General features: G+C 59.2%; 13 protein-coding genes. 3 read left to right on the forward strand and 10 right to left on the reverse strand.

Annotation, left to right across the window (positions count from 1 at the left end; genetic code table 11):
- Positions 1-13 precede the first annotated feature (13 nt).
- Positions 14-1,216 carry an ABC transporter permease gene (locus HMPREF0045_RS03965; protein WP_005985736.1) on the forward strand — a complete coding sequence of 401 codons (1,203 nt, stop codon included), beginning with the start codon at positions 14-16 and terminating at the stop codon, positions 1,214-1,216.
- 11 nt (positions 1,217-1,227) lie between these two features.
- Positions 1,228-2,763, forward strand: coding sequence for an ATP-binding cassette domain-containing protein (locus HMPREF0045_RS03970; protein ID WP_005985738.1), 1,536 nt, complete (start codon positions 1,228-1,230; stop codon positions 2,761-2,763).
- Positions 2,764-2,835: 72 nt separating this feature from the next.
- On the opposite strand, the gene HMPREF0045_RS03975 is transcribed toward HMPREF0045_RS03970, so the two are convergent.
- From HMPREF0045_RS03975 to HMPREF0045_RS10410, 8 genes are all read right to left on the reverse strand, one after another.
- Positions 2,836-3,306: a hypothetical protein gene (locus tag HMPREF0045_RS03975; RefSeq protein WP_005985740.1), complete on the reverse strand. Its 471-nt coding sequence runs from the start codon at positions 3,304-3,306 to the stop codon at positions 2,836-2,838.
- On the reverse strand, positions 3,306-3,740 hold the full coding sequence (locus HMPREF0045_RS03980) for a hypothetical protein (RefSeq protein WP_005985742.1): 435 nt from the start codon (positions 3,738-3,740) through the stop codon (positions 3,306-3,308). The genes HMPREF0045_RS03975 and HMPREF0045_RS03980 overlap by 1 nt, the downstream gene beginning before the upstream one ends.
- 8 nt (positions 3,741-3,748) lie before the next feature.
- Entirely contained in the window at positions 3,749-4,315 is a 567-nt protein-coding gene (locus tag HMPREF0045_RS10025) for a TadE/TadG family type IV pilus assembly protein (protein ID WP_005985744.1), read from the reverse strand.
- Positions 4,284-4,475, reverse strand: coding sequence for a hypothetical protein (locus HMPREF0045_RS03990; protein WP_050807460.1), 192 nt, complete (start codon positions 4,473-4,475; stop codon positions 4,284-4,286). Before HMPREF0045_RS03990 ends, HMPREF0045_RS10025 begins: the two co-directional genes overlap by 32 nt.
- Positions 4,476-4,547: 72 nt before the next feature.
- Positions 4,548-5,465 carry a type II secretion system F family protein gene (locus HMPREF0045_RS03995; RefSeq protein WP_005985747.1) on the reverse strand — a complete coding sequence of 306 codons (918 nt, stop codon included), beginning with the start codon at positions 5,463-5,465 and terminating at the stop codon, positions 4,548-4,550.
- Positions 5,465-6,313, reverse strand: a complete 849-nt coding sequence (locus HMPREF0045_RS04000) for a type II secretion system F family protein (protein ID WP_005985749.1) — start codon at positions 6,311-6,313, stop codon at positions 5,465-5,467. The genes HMPREF0045_RS03995 and HMPREF0045_RS04000 overlap by 1 nt, the downstream gene beginning before the upstream one ends.
- Complete coding sequence (locus tag HMPREF0045_RS04005; RefSeq protein WP_005985751.1) at positions 6,304-7,536, reverse strand: CpaF family protein; 1,233 nt, start codon at positions 7,534-7,536, stop codon at positions 6,304-6,306. The genes HMPREF0045_RS04000 and HMPREF0045_RS04005 overlap by 10 nt, the downstream gene beginning before the upstream one ends.
- A gap of 165 nt (positions 7,537-7,701) precedes the next feature.
- Positions 7,702-7,881 (reverse strand): hypothetical protein, encoded by a 180-nt coding sequence (locus HMPREF0045_RS10410; protein WP_155813088.1) that lies wholly within the window; start codon positions 7,879-7,881, stop codon positions 7,702-7,704.
- A gap of 105 nt (positions 7,882-7,986) precedes the next feature.
- Between HMPREF0045_RS10410 and HMPREF0045_RS09555 the strand changes: the two genes are divergently transcribed.
- Positions 7,987-9,792, forward strand: coding sequence for a phosphotransferase (locus HMPREF0045_RS09555; protein WP_005985753.1), 1,806 nt, complete (start codon positions 7,987-7,989; stop codon positions 9,790-9,792).
- Positions 9,793-10,008: 216 nt separating this feature from the next.
- Here the strand turns inward: HMPREF0045_RS09555 and HMPREF0045_RS04015 are convergent, their stop codons facing one another.
- Both HMPREF0045_RS04015 and HMPREF0045_RS04020 read right to left on the reverse strand, forming a co-directional pair.
- Complete coding sequence (locus tag HMPREF0045_RS04015; RefSeq protein ID WP_005985755.1) at positions 10,009-13,437, reverse strand: ATP-dependent DNA helicase; 3,429 nt, start codon at positions 13,435-13,437, stop codon at positions 10,009-10,011.
- Positions 13,434-17,078 carry a PD-(D/E)XK nuclease family protein gene (locus tag HMPREF0045_RS04020; RefSeq protein WP_005985757.1) on the reverse strand — a complete coding sequence of 1,215 codons (3,645 nt, stop codon included), beginning with the start codon at positions 17,076-17,078 and terminating at the stop codon, positions 13,434-13,436. The genes HMPREF0045_RS04015 and HMPREF0045_RS04020 overlap by 4 nt, the downstream gene beginning before the upstream one ends.
- Positions 17,079-17,107: the final 29 nt, after the last annotated feature.

Genomic DNA, 17,107 nt, shown 5'->3' on the forward strand with positions numbered 1-17,107 from the left:
AAAGGAACACACCATGAGGGCCTTATTCATCAAGGAATTTCAAGAACTCAAACGTGACCGGCGCACGCTAGCCATGATCATCATGCTGCCACTGCTACTACTGCTAGTGTTCGGCTACGCCGCCAACTTCTCCGTTGACCACATCAACGTCAAAGTCATCGGCCCCCAGGCCAGCTCAACTGTCAGCTATCTAAAATCCCTACCGGGAGCCGACAAATTCAACTTTGTGGCCGACACTTCAGCCCCTGCCACCCCCACCCAGGCCCAAAAGCTACTGCGCTCGCCCAGCGGCGACGTCGTCGTTATCCCCAAAGCCAAGGCGGGAACCTTAAGCCAGCGGGTGGATGTCTACTTAAACGGCGCCAAACTCTTTACCGCCCAAAGCGCCAAGGCCGACCTGGTGCAAATGCAGGCAAATGACATGCGCGCCCAGTTAAAACAGCTTTCCAGCGCCGCCACCCAAGCCCAGCAAAGCGCGCAGGGGCTACGCACTAACCCTACCCAAGCCGCCCAAGCCGCTAAGGAGCAAAGTCAAAAGCTGCAGGCCCTAGCCAAGCAGGCTCAGGAAACTAACACCAACTGGATCAAGGTGGAGTTCAACCCTGATCTAAAAACCTCTTGGGTGATGATTCCTGGTCTAATCGGCCTGGTGATGGCGGTTATAGGCACGCTGATCACCTCTATCGGCATGGTGCGTGAGCGCGAGGCCGGCACCCTGGAGCAGCTGGCGGTTATGCCGATTAAGGCCCGCTCAATTATTGCCGGCAAAATTTCGCCCTACTTTATGCTGGCGATTGTAGATATGAGCGCAGTGGCGCTGGCCGGCGTGTACCTGTTCGATATTCCCTTCAACGGACAGCTGTGGCTATTTGCGCTGGCCGGGCTGCTGTTCCTGGGCGTGGTGTTAGGGCTGGGAGTGCTGATCTCCACAGTTTCGCAGACCACGGCGCAGGCGGTGCAAATGGCGATTATGACCATCATTCCCCAAACACTGCTTTCGGGCCTGGTTTTCCCGCTGGAATCTATGGCCACCTGGGTGCGCTGCATCGGCTATCTACTGCCGCTGACCTGGTTTGTGCAGGTTTCGCGCGGGGTGATGCTTAACGGTTCTAACGCCGCGCAACTGTGGCTGCCGCTTAGCATTATGGCGCTGCAATGCGTACTACTTTTCGGGGCGGCCACGGCCCGCTTGGCCCGTTCGCTACGCAGCATTTAAGGGGGTTAGCCGTGATTAGTTTTGAAAATGCGTGCTGCTCAGGGTTGGAGGGCACCTGCCTTAGTTTTGCCCCTGCTAGCGTCAGCAGCATTATTGGCGACGGCGCTAGTGCTAAGGATGCGATTTTGGCGCTGCTTAACCGCCGTCGTCGCCCCACTCAAGGTAAGGTAAGCGGCCTGCCGGACTCTGCCCAGATTGGCTATATGCCTAGTGATTCGGGTACTTGGCCTAATTTGAGCGTAGCCGAGAACTTACGTTTTGTGGCAAAAATTTTTGGTCATTACGACGACGCCCGCGCCCAGCAGCTACTCAAGGCAGCTGACCTGGATCGTTTCACTGACCGCCTGGCCCGCAACCTCTCTGGGGGAATGCGTAAAAAGTTAGGCGTGATTATGGCGGCCCTGCCTGAGCCGCAGCTACTGGTGCTAGATGAGCCCACCACCGGGGTGGATCCTGACTCGCGCGCAGCTATTTTGGCTTTGATTAAGGCTGAAGCTGCCCGGGGCGCCACGGTGGTGGTAGCCACCACCTATATTGATGAGGCGGAAGACTCTAGCCAAATTATTTTGACTTTGGGCTCACGTGTGATGGCCACCGGCACCGCTAAGCAGCTAATTGCCTGCGCTTCCCAGCTTGATGAGCAAACCGTGGCCAGCTTGGGCGAGCCTTGGCAGCGCAGCGCGCCGTTAGAGCGAGCCTGTATTGCCTGGCAGCTTTGCGCCCAAAGCGGCTCCGATTGGCAAGGTTTTAGCACAGAGCTTGGTCAATCAAGCCAAGCGGGGGCTAGCGACTCAGTCCCCGCACAGCCCGCCAGCTCAACCCCCGCACAGCCCACCAGCTCAACCCCCGCACAGCCCGCCAGCTCAACCCCCGCACAGCCCGCCAGCTCAACCCAGGCAGGCAGCGGCAAGTCAGCAACGGCCCCCTCCCCCAAAGCGCAGGACTTGATTAGTGTGCAGGAACTGCGCAAACGTTTTGGCGATTTTGAGGCTCTTAAAGGCGTGTCTTTTGCTGTCTCGCCGGGTGAAATTGTGGGTTTAATTGGCGCTAATGGCGCCGGTAAATCCACCAGTATGCGCATTATTTTGGGTCTCGAAGCAGCCTCTTCGGGCCAGGTTAGCGTGCTGGGCCAACGCCCCGGTAGCTTGCAGGCACGCAAGCTTTTAGGGTACGTACCCCAGTTTGTGGGTTTGGCGCCATCGTTGAGCGCAAGTGAAAACTTGATTTTCAATGCGCGCCAGTATCAGTGCCAGGTCCCCACCCAGGTGGGCCGGTGGGCCAGCAGTTTTGGCGCCAACCCAGTAGTTAACTTGCCACTGTCTACTAGGCGCATGTTGGCCTGTATGAACGCCACTATGCACGCTCCGCAGCTGCTGATTATGGATGAGCCTACTTCCGGCATGGATCCGCTAGCCCGACTGCGGCTTTGGCAGTATCTGCGTCAGTTGGCCTCCAGTGGGGTGGGGATTTTGATTTCCACCCACTACTCCTCTGAGGCGGCCCAGTGCGATCGGGTGGTACGCATGCGTGCCGGCCAGGTTATTTAGGGCTCGACGGCGCCCGCGCCTTAGCGCGCCTGCGTAGTCAGCGGCTGTCCGATCCTCAGCAACGCCCGCGCCTTACTGGAGCAAGCTGAGGTGAGAAGAGGCGTTAGCGTGCAGGTTAAAGCCACTGGCAGGCAGCAAGCCCCAAGGAATCAGGGCCGGGCTGGTGCGGGCCGAAAGCTGCACCTGCACTTTGTCTCCCTGCACGCTTAAACCGCTAAGACTAACTGAGCTAAGGCGCGAACCAGCCAAGGGGCCATTAGGGTCACTGCCTTGCTGTGCCACGCATGAGCTGGCTGTTTTTTGGGCGGCAAGCGCATCTAACTGACCCTCACTGCCAACTTCACGGGCCGCTAAGGCCACGCAGTTGTCGGCCAGGTAGGTTAGGCGTTTAAGGTCAAGGTAAATCGCAGTGGCAGTAGCCAAAATCAGGATCAAAGCCAGCACCACTGCCCCTACCCCAATTCCTAGCAGCATGGTGCTGCCGGACTGGCTCGCACAGGCCCGGCGCATTCGAGAGGGCACTTGACAGTGTAAGGTGTGCATTATTTAGCCCCTTTCCAGCCGCGTGTGTCAGCTAGCTGCACCTGCCGAGTAGCACTTAAACTCACCGGAGCTAAGCCCTGACCTGCCCGGCCAGTTCCTGGCAGGGCCACTTTGGCGCTAATCGAAATGCTCACGCGCCCATCATCGCAACCTGGGCTAAGGCAACTAATGTGCATGGCTTGGCGGGCATCAGCGGGCACATCTTGATCATCCAAGGCCAGTTGGGCGGCGGTGTAGGCCTGCGAAACCTGTTCCGGGGTGCGTGCGTGCATAGCCACCTGACCCGCTGCCTGCACCGCAGACTCTAAAGCCAGCGCCGTGGCCTGCAGATACGACAGGTAAATAATGAAATACACCAGTGGGATCACGATTATGGCGGTCCAACCAATAAATTCCACTGTGGCACTGCCGCGTTGAAAATCTAGCTTGCGCATGCGAGCCCCTAACGCTGATAGCTACGCTGATCAACCGCATGGCCGCGCACCACCACGCTACCCGTGGGAGACCATAAGCCAATCACCGGTAAAGGGGCACTGACCTGCACCTGTACCAGCGACACTGAGCCGCGTTGCAGGTGAGAAACCTCAGATTTAGTCGGGTAGTTGGCACGCAAAGCCCCGTGGCATAGCTGTTGTACGCGCGCATTGGCTTCAGCGTCACTGGCCCCCACCAACGCAGCGTGACGGGCGGCGTCGGAGGCGGCGTCGGCCAAAATATTGCGCACATACAAGCTAAGCGTCAGCTGCAGCAAGGCCGCAGTTACCGCCATGACCAGCACCGCCACTAGCGACCATTCCACCAGCACCGAGCCTGCCTGATTAGAGCGCACTACCCGGTCTGCCTGGTTAGAGTCTGCCTGGTTAGCGCGCGCTTGGCGCAGCCGACAAGCCTGGCGTACCCGGGAAACTAGGCATACCCGACAAGCCTGGCACGCCTGGGAAACCGGATGTAGCCCGAAAACCTGGCGCAGCTGGTCGTTAACCCATGCCAGCGACTTTAGAGATGGCATTGTTGAACACTTCCACAAGTACCTTGCCGGCAACAGTCCACAACGCCACCACCAAACCGGCGCTCATCAAGGTGACCAGCACCCATCCGGGCACATCACCGCGCTGGGAGCCAACGGCCCCACGCAGCGCACGCAGCTTTGAGGCAGCCTTAACCACCATGTTTTTCATCAGTCATTCTCCTTTGAATTTCTTTATGGGTGCGCCCGCCCCGCCTTGAGACGGGCGTAAATTTCACAGCTTAAAGTGCAACACCGCCAATCCCGGGTAGAGCGCAAACACCACCGTTACCGGCAGCACTAGGAAAACCACCGGCACCATTTGGGCGATCTCTTTACGCCCGCCCTCCTCCATCAAGGCACGGCGGGCAGCTTCACGCGCGTCATAGGCTTGGGCGCGCAACACCTCAGCCATAGGCGTGCCGCGTTCAATAGCCACAATCATGGCCTGGCAAAAGCGGCTTAGGGCCGGCAACTGATTGCGTTCAGACAGATCCTCCAGGGCCACAGCCAAGCGGCTACCGGCACGCATCTGCGACAAGGTGGCTTGCAGCTGGTCATGCATAGGCCCGCTGGACTGCATACATACGCGCTCAATCGCGTTTTGCGGACTCAGCCCCGCCCCCACCGCCAGGGCCAACAGCTCTACCGTGTCAGGCAACTGATCCACCAGCTGTTTTTGGTAGCGGCGCACCTTAACACTCAGATACCAGTCGCGCGCAGACAGTCCCACAACCGCTGCGATCAACGCCAGCACCACTACCCCCAGCGGGGCCACATGGGTGAAACGGCTCGCCCCCACCCCAAAGGCGATGGTGGCTACCAGCGCGGCCACAGCGCAGGCCAGCTGTTGCAGGCGGAAATCCTCCACGCTCAGGGGGCTGTTAATGCGGTTTAGCCGACGACGCACCGAACCAGAGGAGGAACCAGTATTTTCTACCGCCCGCCCCAACTGCGCCACCAGGGCCCCCATAAAGGAACTGAAAGAACGCGAATTTTCCGCGCTAACGCTACGTTTACGTAGATGCACATAGGGCTCCACGCGGCTAGCCAAGGTAGGTGGGGAAGGGAAAAGGGCGCGGTAAATCAGCCATACCCCGCTAGAACCCAAGGCGCAGATAACAAAACCCAGTGCAGTTACTTGTCGCATCATCACCGCACCCGCTGTTCTTCATGCAAACGCCCCAGGCGCAGCATCAGCCAGTAGGCTCCCGCGCAGGTAAGCGCCCCAATCAGTAGCACCAGGGCACCTTGGCGGGTGGCGTAGGCACTGGCGGCACTAGGTTTAGTGGAAAGAAGCAGCAGCACAATCCAGGGCGCAGCCACGGCCACCTTAGCGCCGTTAACTGTCCAAGATTGGCGCGCTTCCAGCTCGCCGCGCGTGTGTAAATCAGCGCGCAGCATTTGCGAAAGTGACTGTAGTACCTGGTAAAGATCGTTGCCGCCCACCTCATGAGCCAGCGCCAGGGCTTGGGCAATACGGTCAGCTACCGGGTCTGCGCTGCGACGCTTGAAAGCTTCCAGCGAGTTTTCAAAGCTGGAGGAAACCGCATAGTCCACTGCGAAGGCAGCAAATTCGCCGCGTAGCTGCACCGGGCCATGCTCAGCTAAGTTAGCTAGGGCTTCGGGCAGGCTTAACCCGGCCCGGATGGAAGAAACCAGGGTGTCAATTGCGTCTGGCCACAGAGTGCGCAGCTCAGTGCGGTGTTTGCGGGCCCTGGAGTTAATCCAAACCACCGGCATGATCAAGGTGATTAGCGCAAATGCTAAAGCAATCGGCCAAGCTCCACTGACACCTAAAAAGACCAGGCCCACCACCAGCGCCCCCACCAGGCAGCCTGCACTAAAAGCAGCTGGCGAGGTTTTACCTACCCCGGCTTGACGCAAGTTGCGTTCCATGGCTTCGTTTAGGCGCGTCAGTCGTGGATTAGGTTCCGAAGTGCACGCGGCCAGAATGCTTAAACACCCCAGCGCAAATATCAGGCCTATGACTATCCCCATGGGCGCTCCTGTCGCAGTAGCTCGCTTAGGTCAAAACCGGCGCGGCTAAAGCGCTGTGCATCAGGCGCCCCTAGCCCCCGACGCAGCACGCCGTCGCTATCGGTTTTATAGACACTGGCAAGCTCTATCACACCATTCTCAACGCGACCTGAGAGTGAAGCGATTTCTTCTACGCGCCGCCTGCCACTGCGATCCTGGTTTAAATGCACCACCAAATCCACGCAGCTAGCTACCGTGGGCACAACGAATGCGGCAGAGACGTTTTCGCCAGCCAGCAGCGGCAAAGTGCATAGTTTCACCACGGCTTCACGCGCAGAATTAGCGTGAATTGTGGACATTGAAGGCAGCCCCGAGTTCATGGCGATCAGCAAATCCAGGGCTTCAGCTTCACGCACCTCGCCGATAAGCAGCCGGTTGGGGCGCATACGTAAAGATTCTTTAATTAAGCGTCGCAGTGGAATTTCACCGCGATCTTCAATATTGGCGCTGCGCGTTTGCATAGCCACACAGTCGCGGTTACGCAGCCCCAGCTCAAAGACTTCTTCGCAGGTCACCACCCGTTCTTGGGGTGGAATGGCGGCCGCCAGGGCCCGCACCATGGTGGTTTTTCCGGCTTGCGTGGCCCCTGAAACCACCACGTTTAAACCCACGGCCACGGCGGCGTCGAGAAAGCGGGCAGCTTGGGCGGTTAAAGAGCCCAAGCGCACCAGGTCGGCTGTGCGCGCCACTCTAGCTACGTGTTTGCGGATATTTACCGCCCATTTACCTGCGGTGATAGGTGGGATCACTACGTGCAGACGTTCGCCGCCGCGCAGTTGGGCGTCCACGAAGGGGCTAGACAGGTCTAGACGCCGTCCAGAGGCGCGCAGCAGACGCTCAATTATTTGCTCTAATTCTTGGCTTTCGAGGATGGTGGTAGTTAGTTCGCTGCGTCCACCGCGCGAAATAAACACCTGGCCGGGGCCGTTAACCCAAACTTCTTCAATGGAATCGTCGTCCAGGTAGCCTTGCAGCACCCCGGCGCCGGTCAGTTCTGCGCGGATTTGGCGGGAAAGCTGGTCTAAATCAACATCGCTGGGTACCAGCCCGGCATCTGCGCGCGCTACGTATTCTTCACGCACGTAGTTGATGATGTTATTGAGCTCGACGCTGTCTTTGAGCGGGTCAATTCCGGCCCGGCGCACAGCTTTGCGTACCTGCGTACCAAAAAAGTCTGTTGCCACCTTGGCCCCTAACTTCCCGCTCGATACCCCTATGAGCTGGGTAAATACCTTTCCAATTCCAGATTAACGCGCCCTTTAGTTTCCTGCATCACTTTTTTTGAACTTTGTCCGATTGTGACTTGATTGTGTCTTTCTTAAGGTAAAGCATGTGGGCATTACTTGGTACTAAAGTCCTATTTTGTTGCTGCTTACTTCTTCGTCAACGACGACGGCGCCCACCTGGCACCCGCCCGGTCCGGCATTTGAGCCCACCCTGGCACTCACTGCGGCGTCGCCGTCGAGCTTGACCCCCAGGCGCCGTCGAGACCAAACTGTGCCGGTGGCGTCGGCCCTAGGACCCAGCAAACCAGCCCACCAGCCACGCTAGCAACAGGCGTATCACGGGGGCTTATTCCCCAAGCGGCGGCGCGGCAAGGGTGCAACCACTAAGCCGTGTTTTACGCTATAGGCATGTCTCGTGAGCGTTCCTACCTGAACCTGGCTGCGCTGGCGGTTGTTGCCGCCCCCAATGTGATCCCCGCGCGGTTGGCCCTTCCCCAGCACCGAGACGCAGATCAGACCCTCACTGGACTGATTGACGTGCAAGGACGGCACTGGGAAGTAATCCACACCACCAACCCCACCATTGGCGCCGCACTGATTGCGGAGTCGCGGGTGCTTAAACAGATTGGCCGGCGTGTAGACGGTGGCTACGTGGACTTTGACGTGCCGCGCCCTGAAGGTGGGGTGACTCTTCCAGACAAGTCGTATGTGCAGGTCCGTAGCCACATCCCCGGTCACCCACTAGCGATTGAATCCCTGCGACCTGGCCCCGGCCTGGCTGCCGGCCTGGGACGCGCGCTAGCTCAGCTGCATGAAATTCCCCCCACCCTGATCGAAGAGGCCGGCCTGCCGGTGCTCACTGCCGCCGATGTGCGCAGCAACTGGCAGTCTTTATTCGACGATGCTGCCATGACCGGCAAGGTTGATTCCAACCTGTTGGCCCGCTGGGAGTCGGCGCTGGATGAGGATCTGTGGTGGCGCTTCCACCCCGTGGTAGTGCACGGTGACCTGGCCGAAGAGAACATCATTACCGGCGGCGGCTCAATTTTGGCTTTCAAAGGGCTAAGCCAAATGCGTGTAGGTGACCCGGCTGAGGATCTGGCCTGGGTTTATTCCAGCGCCCCGATTGACACTTTGGATGTGATCGAGGAAGCCTATGACCGTGGCCGCATTGAGGGCGTGGATAAATACCTGCGGTTGCGCGCAGAGCTGGTCAGCGAGCTGAACCTGGCGCGTTGGCTGCTGCACGGGGTGCGTACCAAGGATGACGCAATCATTGATGAAGCTGTAGAAATGCTCGAAGACCTGGCCGAGCAGGTGGGCGACGAGCTATTTGTGGAGCGCTCAAGGCCCATGGCGGTGGTGGCTTCCAACGCTTCGCCGGATATTTCCCCTGATGACGACCATAGCTATGACAGTGCTTATAGCGACGACGGCGATGACATGTCTAGCGACAGCACTTACGGCACTGATTACGACTCTGATGCCAAGACAGTTGGTAAAGAAGCTAATTACGACGACGCCGGGAACTATGCGAGTGCTGACAGCGCAGATGACTACCACACTGCGGATGGCTACCACACTGCGGATGGCTACCACACTAATGCTGGGGGCCAAGACGAGTCCGGCTCTGGGACTAGGGCCGATGAAGACTACTACGACGATTTAGATTACGAGTCCTACTCTGGCAACTACGGTAGCTCTTCTGGCCATGACGAAGAAAAACAGCCCGAAGCTAAGAAGTCTGAGAAGCTCAGTGTTGGCGCTCTGGGGTCAAAACTTAGCGCTAGCTTTAGTTCGAGGTTCAGCGCTGGCACTTGGCGCGGGCGAGAACCCAGCGCGGAGAGCAGCTCTACCTTGGATCTAAATACCGGGGGCCGCAGCGCAAGAAGCGCACAAGATGCAGCAGAGCAAACCCCGGATGTTCACAGCCCAATCATGGGGCTTAGCGCAGCTAGCCCAGATCTAGGTTTTGACACCTCAAGCCTGGGTATTGCCCGCAGTCCTTATAGCCCCTACAGCCCGTACACGCCTGCAAGTGCGCAGATCGAAATCGTCAGTGAAGAAAAGTTTACTGGCGGCGTCGATCTGCTGGCCCAGCGGGAGAAGAGCGCTAAAAACCAGGCCTGGGCGCGGCGTCATGCAGCCACACCAGACACGGCCACGGAGATCTACCGCATGGACACAGCGCCGATTGAAACTGAGGAGCGTTGAGCTTGCTGCCCTGAGTGATATCGGGCCGGGGCTCAAGCGCCGGCGCAGGCTTGCCAGCCACGATTACCGGCTCAGCATTTGATAACTGTGGGTCACATTTTGAAATGCCGCCCACAAATACTGACATTTCATCCCTTCCCTATAAAACCCCATGGAATTTTTATAGGGAAGGGATGATTTTGCCTGTGTTTGTTTACCTGTGTTTGTTTGCCTGAGTTAGTGCTGAGCGCGCAGGGTTTCTAGGCGCTCCTTGAAGACATCTAGGCCAATGATTTGGCGCGGTCGCAGCTCATCAACATGGCCGTCTTGCACATACACATAGGCCGCGCGCACCTGGCTGATATCCACGTTTTGGCTGGCCGCCCAGGCATGCACATACAGCGAAAGCTGATCTACCCGCACGCGCTGACCACCGGTTTTCCAGTCCACAATCAGCCACTGGGCGCGGCCTTTTTCAACCGCTTTAAACACGGCGTCAATACGACAACGCACATTGAATCCAGCCAACCTAATTTCCTGGTCAATTTCGGTAGCGTAGGGACTATAGCCTTGCAGTATCTCCAGGTCAGCGACGTTATCAAGCCAGTCGTTAACCTGCTTGCGGTCAGCGGGGCTCAGGCGGTCACTGCCGGCTTCAGCTAGCGAAAGCAAAGTGCCTTCACTGTTTAGACGCTGCGACATTTCCTCATGGAAGGCTGTACCTAACCGCGCTGCCTTGGAAGGTGGCGGCGGCAGGGGGCGACGCAAAGACATGATGAAGTCTTCTTTACCCACTTTGGCCATGGCCGTGGCAGCCAGGTGACTAGGCAAAACAATTTCCTGCCCGTTTTCTTGGCGGATTTGGCGCTCTTGCAGCAGCAGGCGGGCTTGGCGCCACCAATCATCAAGCTGCGGCGCTAAACCTTCCGGTATTTGTAAAGCCTCTTCGGAGCCAGCACCCTGGCAGCCGCCCGCCGCGCTGACTAGGGCAGCTGCGCGCAGCCGCAAACTCAGCCCAGCCTGCTTGCCCGGCACAGCTTGGCCCGGCACATCTGCAACACCTGGCTCTTCCAGACCGGCCAGGGCGTCGAGCTGGTGCGGCCATACAGACACCGAGCTTTGGTCTAAGGCGCGATTGCTTAAATCATCGTCGCGTTCATCATCTGCTAGGAACTGCACCATCTGTGAACGCTCTAGCTCTTTCAAAAACCGACTGGTCATCTTGGGGGTCTTTGAAAGCGCCGCATAGTGGCTGGTAGTCAGCAGCAGCTGGCTACGGGCCCGAGTGTAGGCCACATAGGCCAGGCGCCGTTCCTCAGCCACCTCCCATTTACCAAGCTCACTGCGGTATTCCTCGCCGGCAGCCAAAATCGCATCTTTACCGGCCTGGGGGCTAAGCCCAATAAATGGGCACGGCGGCAATGAGTCATAGTCGCGGCGCAGGGTATGGGGGAACTCGCTCACCTGGGTGATCCAGCTGTTTGCCAGCACCGTGTAGTCCTCTTTAGGCCGGCTACGGTAGCTGGGGAAATTGGCTTCCACCAGGCCGGGAACCACCACTATGTCCCATTCCAAACCTTTGGAGGCGTGCACGGTTAGCACTTGCACCGCGCCGGGGGCGGGCTCAACTTCAGGTAGTTCCAGCCCGCGTTCTTGGTCTTGGGCCGCGTTTAGCCAGCCTAAGAACACTTGCGCCCCAGCTTCAGGGTTTTGGGCTTTGAACGACGTCGCCTGGGCTCGCAGCGCTGCTAGCGCCCGCGCCCCCACCTCATTTACATCCACGCGCGCAGCAGCTTCAACATCCAACCCCAGGGCGCGCTCAGCCCAGGAGATGAAGTCCACCAGTTCCAAGTTGGCGGCCCCATTAGCTTCTTGCAGTATGCGCCCTAGGCGTTTGGCTTGGTATAGGCCCGCCGGTGACAGCGCGCAGGCATATTTTTTGCAGAAAGCTTCAAATGCTGCAAAGTTAACCACTATTTCGCTTAGGGCCTCAGCTAGTAGCGGCTCAGCGCTACTTTGCCCAGTGTTAGCGCGGGCGTTAACCAGTTCGCGGGCAAAGCTCCACACCACGTCTAGATCGGCGGCGTCGATCCCTACCAGGTCAATTAGCCGCATTAAGCGGTCGGCGCTGGTGGGGTCTAAAGCCACGCTCATCAGGGCGCGCACGTCAGCCACTTCAGGCACATCCAGCAGGCCCCCTAAACCCACCACCTCTACTGGAATGCCACGCTCAATCAGGGCGGCCACGATCGGGGTGAATTGGCTGCGGGTACGGCACAGCACCGCCATGGATTTGCTTGGAGACCAACGCTGGGCCAGGAATTTGGCGATCAGCTCAGCTTCAGCCAGGCCATCTTGCACTCTGGCAGCCCACACTTTGCCGCGCTCATCGCCCACCCCGGGGCGTTTAACCAGTTTTTCTACTTTCACCTGACCACTGGCACGCAGCGGATCACTGATGCGGTTGGCTGCCTGCAAGATTTGTGGATCGTTACGCCAGGCAGTGGATAGTTGCAGCACCGGGCCGGCACCGTTGCTGAAGTGGCGGTGGAACTGGCCTAGCGCCGCTGAGCTGGCGCCGCGCCAACCATAAATGGCCTGGTTGGGGTCACCCACAGCCACTACCCCGCAGCCGGCAAAGAGTCTGGAGAGCAAAATGGTTTGTGCCACCGAGGTGTCTTGGAACTCATCTAGCAGTACCGCTTTGAAGCGGTCACGGTATTGGGCGATTACGCGCGGCCCCACCCGCTCATCAGTAACGATCCGGCAGGCCAGTGCCACCTGGTCGCCAAAGTCCACCAGTGAGTTTTCACGTTTGTAGTCAATGTAGCGCTCTACCAGATCCAGCACTTGGATACGTTTGGTCATGGCTGGCAGGCTTTTGGCGTCAATGGCTTTGGCTGCCCCGCGCACTGAGCGCAGGTCTTTTAGGTTCTGGCTCAGATCTGCCATCAGTTCGCGGGCTTCATCTACGCTAAGTAGGTTTTCGTTAAGCGAGTTGGCTACCTGCAGGGCTAGTTCGGTGGCTGAATCTAGGGAACTGAAGGGTTCTTCAAATTCTTGGCCCCAGTTTTCCATCAGCTCATACATGATCTGCCAGGAGCTGGCGGGGGTCAGTACGGCGGTGTCGGTTTCCAGGCCTACTTCTAGGCCCCATTCGCGCACTAGGGAGCCGGCAAAGGAGTTGTAGGTGGCTACGGTGGCCTCCCCCGCCACTGCTGTAAGCTCTTGTACTTGGCTGTTACTGCCTCCTACCTCGGCAGCTGTGGACGGGGCGTCAGCTGACGCCGACTCAGCAGCATTAGAGCGAGTACTTGACGGTGTCCAGCCAGGATAGCGATACAGCTGGCCAAGCCGGTTTTCGATGCGTTCGCGCAGCTCATGGGTGGCTTTACGGGTGAAGGTTAGACCCAGTACTTGGCTAGGGTCCACCTGCCCACTGGCCACCAGGTAGGTTACGCGCGCACTCATGGTGGCGGTTTTACCTGAGCCGGCCCCGGCCACCACCAAAGTTGGTTTTAGGGGCGCAGTAATTACCTTTTCTTGCTGATCAGTGGGCATATGCTTTTCACCCAACGCCGTAAATAGCTGAGCGGGGGTTAAGCGTTGCGGCGGCGTAGGTAGGGCTAGAAACTGGGCCCCGGCTGCTGGTTTTGGTGCGCTCATAGGTAGTTCCGATCGCTTAGGGCGGGGCAGAAATCTTGGTAGGCGCAGTGGCGGCAGTGTTCTCCGGTGCGGGCCTGATAGCTGGGCCCTAAACTGTCGCGGGCGGCGGCGCTGATCAGGTCCGTGTCCCAGCCTTGGCCAGTTTCTAGGTAGTCACTGGGGGCTAATTCGCGCGAGCCGGGATAGGTTAAAGCATCCACCTGGGCTTTTTTGTTTTCTTTACCCAGCATGATGAGCGCCCCACCATGCACGTTTTCGCCGCGTGCCTGCAGGGCTACACGGTAAGTGGCCAGCTGAGCGTTGGTTTGGGCACCGGCAGAGTCCACACTGGCGCCGGTTTTAAAGTCGATTACGTCTATGCCTTGACTGGTGTGTTCTAGGCGGTCTGCGCGCCCGGAAATTTTGATTTTAAGCGGGGCGCCATCCACTTCTAGTTCCACCTGAGCGCGCACTGGGCACTCCACTTCTACCTGCATGTTTGCGGGACTGTTGGCCAGGTAAAGGGCCAGGTTTTCCACCATTTTCTCTACCCGCTGGTTTTCTTGGCGCCCATACCAACCCCCGGGTAGCTGCAGGCTGGAGCGTTCACGATAGAACAGGTCTAGTAGCTGTTCGCGGCTCAGCCCATGTTCTTGACCTTGCTGGGCCAGCCAGTGGATTAGCGCCCCGATCTGCTGGGCGCTGGAGCTTGCCGGCGAGCCCCCGTGGCGTTGCAGGTACCAGCGCAGCGGGCAGGTTTCAATGTTTTCCACGTCTGAGGGTGAGAGCCTAGCCCCGCGTTGGCGGGCTTGGTTTACGCGCTGGGCTTGCAATTGTTTAAGGGCGACGACGGCGTGGGTGGCCACCTGCGTGCCCAGGCGGTCTTGGCTTTCTAGCTGGGCGGGCAGCTCGGTGAGGAATTGACTGGCCCCAGCGATCCCCAGCCAGCTGCGTGGATCGGCTCCGGGCACCCCACGCTGGGCTAGGGCGGCTAGTAGCGCGGCGATTTGTGGGGCCCCGGCGCCGTCGTTGTGTTTTAAATCAAGCATTAGTTGCCGACGCAGCGTAGCTACCAGGCCGCGCAGAGTGTAGGCACCGCCAGGTTGGATTGGTTCAACCGGGATGCCGCTTTGGCGGCTTAGGTAGTTGAAGAAACTGGAAGGCCCTTGTTCGCCACCGTTAACTGCCCCTAACCACAGTTGACTGTTGGCTCGCGACATGGCGGCCACCAGCAGGCGCATCTCGTCGCTGCAAATCTGGGCGCGGGCTTGAGCTAGGGCTTGGGGGTCCAAGCTGGCAGTTAAGCTAGATAAGTTGACAGTGTCAGCTATGCGTTGGGAGACAATGTCGGTTAGTAAACCGGTTTGGGTGAGGCTGTCACGCAGGCGCAGGTTAGGCCACACGCCGTCGTCGATACCTAAAACCGCCACAAACTCCCACTGACGCCCCGCACAGGCCGCCACCGTCAGCACCGAAACACCTTGCGGCCGCGCCCCTAGAGCCGCCACCGAGTCCGAGGCCACCTGCTGGGCCTCTAGCTCATCAAGGAACTGCTGGCCGGGAGCTGAGGGGTTGCGTTCACTCCACACCTCTAGGCGTTTAAACAGGGAGATAACCACGTCCAGGTCGTGGTCGGCGCGTTGGCGCAGCAGCGAGTCAGCCTCAAGATCTAGGGCCAGTTGGCGCCAGTATTGGGCTTTGCCGCTGGCCTGCCAGGCCCCCCATACCAGGGCCTCTAAGCCCTCGCTGCGTTCTTTAGCCAGAGCCTCATTAATGGCTTGGGCCACTTTAGCTTTGGCGGCCAAGGTGGGGGCTGCCTCTAGCTGGTCAAATAGTTCTGAGTCACTAAGCACCCGGATGCTTAGGTGGTCTGGGCTCTCCCCCAAAATGCGTCGCAGCCGGCGTAGCTCAATGGCACTAAAGCCCACCAGGGGACTTAGTAGCAGGGCGCGGGCTGCTTCTTCTTGCACCACCGGCACGCCCAGTAGCTGCTCTAGGGCGGCGCGGGCGCAGTCAAGTAGGGCCTTCGCGGCTGGTTCACTGCGCAGCAGCAGGGCAGGGGTGTCTGGGGCTAGGGGTACTCCGCCTCGGCGTAGTTCTTGGCGGATCAGCTCCACCGAACTGCTTTGGCGCACAATCACCGCCATTTGCCCCCAGGCCAGGCCTTGCTCTAGATGCAGCGAGCGCATATGTGCGGCCACAGCCCCCACCTGGACAGTGTCATCTGGCGCCACTTTAAAGCACACACTTTGGCTGTTTTGCACCAAATGCTGGTAATTGGGGCGGCGTTGGCTGATGCATCCGGCTACCTGTACTTGCTGCACGGCCAGTTCAATTAGAGCAGCGATTTGGCGTGAGCCGCGATGCACTTGCGGCAGGGTTAGGGCGACGGCGTCAAAATCGCGTGCGGCACTGGCTAGCATTAACGGGTCTCCGCCACGGAAGGTTTCAACCGCCTCATCCGGGTTGCCTAGCACCACTATTTGGGTGCTGCGCCCGTCCTTGTGCTCGACGTCGCCGGGGCTAGTCACGCCGACGCCGCCAGGCTCCCCCGCACCAGTGGCGTCACCAGATCCATTCGCACTGCTGCGGCTGCCAGGTCCTTGCGCGCCACTGGCGCCACCGAGGCCAGCGCTTGGCATCTGGCCAGCAGACCAGCCTTGTCCCTCAGCCTCGCCAAGGTTTAGGGCAGCTAAAGCGTGCAGTAGGCGGGCGGTGGCCGCCGTGCAGTCTTGGTAGTCGTCTACCACCACCAGATCTGGCAGCTGCGGCGGAGCGGTTACATCGGCTTGATACCAATGCTCTAGTGCATATAGGGCCCGATCTTGCAGGCGGGCAGTGTCTAGTTTCAGCGCCATGGCCCGGTTGGCGGCGCTGATGTCACTTTGGCTGTCCCACAGTTTTAACAGTGGCGCCGCCTCACACCACAGCTGTACCTGGGCGGCCTGGCCCAGTTGCTCTAGCAGCTGGTAGTCAACCCCCAGCTCACCGCAGCGCGAGAACAGGTTACGGATTTGGGCGCGAAAACCGCGTGTTTGAGTTACTTCAGCTGGTTGAGACCAGCTGACCTGGCCAATTAGCTGTTCTAGGGCGGCGTCCTCATCAGCGCCCATCAGCAACACCGGGGCTGGCAGGGGTTGTAGGCGCTGGCTAAACCACTGGCTTAGGATACGCAGCGCAAAAGCCGCCGGGGTAAACACGCGCGGGGTGTCCACCTGCACCGACGCCGCCGGGGCGGCCCCCGCAGCATCCTGGGTATAGGTTTGGGCTGACGCCGCCGGGCCGGTCTGGGCCGGGCCGGACTTATCCGCTGGGACGCCTGAGTCTGCCGTCGGGCCGGTCTGAGCTGGGCTGGGCTGAGTTTGGGGTGACTGCGACGCCGCTTGGCCCTGGCGGCTGGCCAGCTGGGTTTGAGCCTGCACCAAATAAGTGCGCAGCTGATCTGCACGCACGCGTGTGGGGCTAAGCAACACTGCTTGACGCCCCTGCGCCACCGCCTGGGCCACCAGGGACACCGCTAAAGTAGTTTTGCCACTGCCCGGCGCCCCCAAAGCCACCAAATTTCGCCCTTCGCCAACTAGCTGGGAGGCTTTAGTGGTGAAAGCGTCTGGTTGTGGCAGCTCAAAGCGCTGCGACGGCGGCGTTAAGCAGAATTTGCTCATGTAACTATTGGAACACAGCTTATACACGC

Origin of the sequence: Actinomyces graevenitzii C83 (assembly GCF_000239695.1) — a bacterium.
Taxonomy (GTDB): domain Bacteria; phylum Actinomycetota; class Actinomycetes; order Actinomycetales; family Actinomycetaceae; genus Actinomyces; species Actinomyces graevenitzii.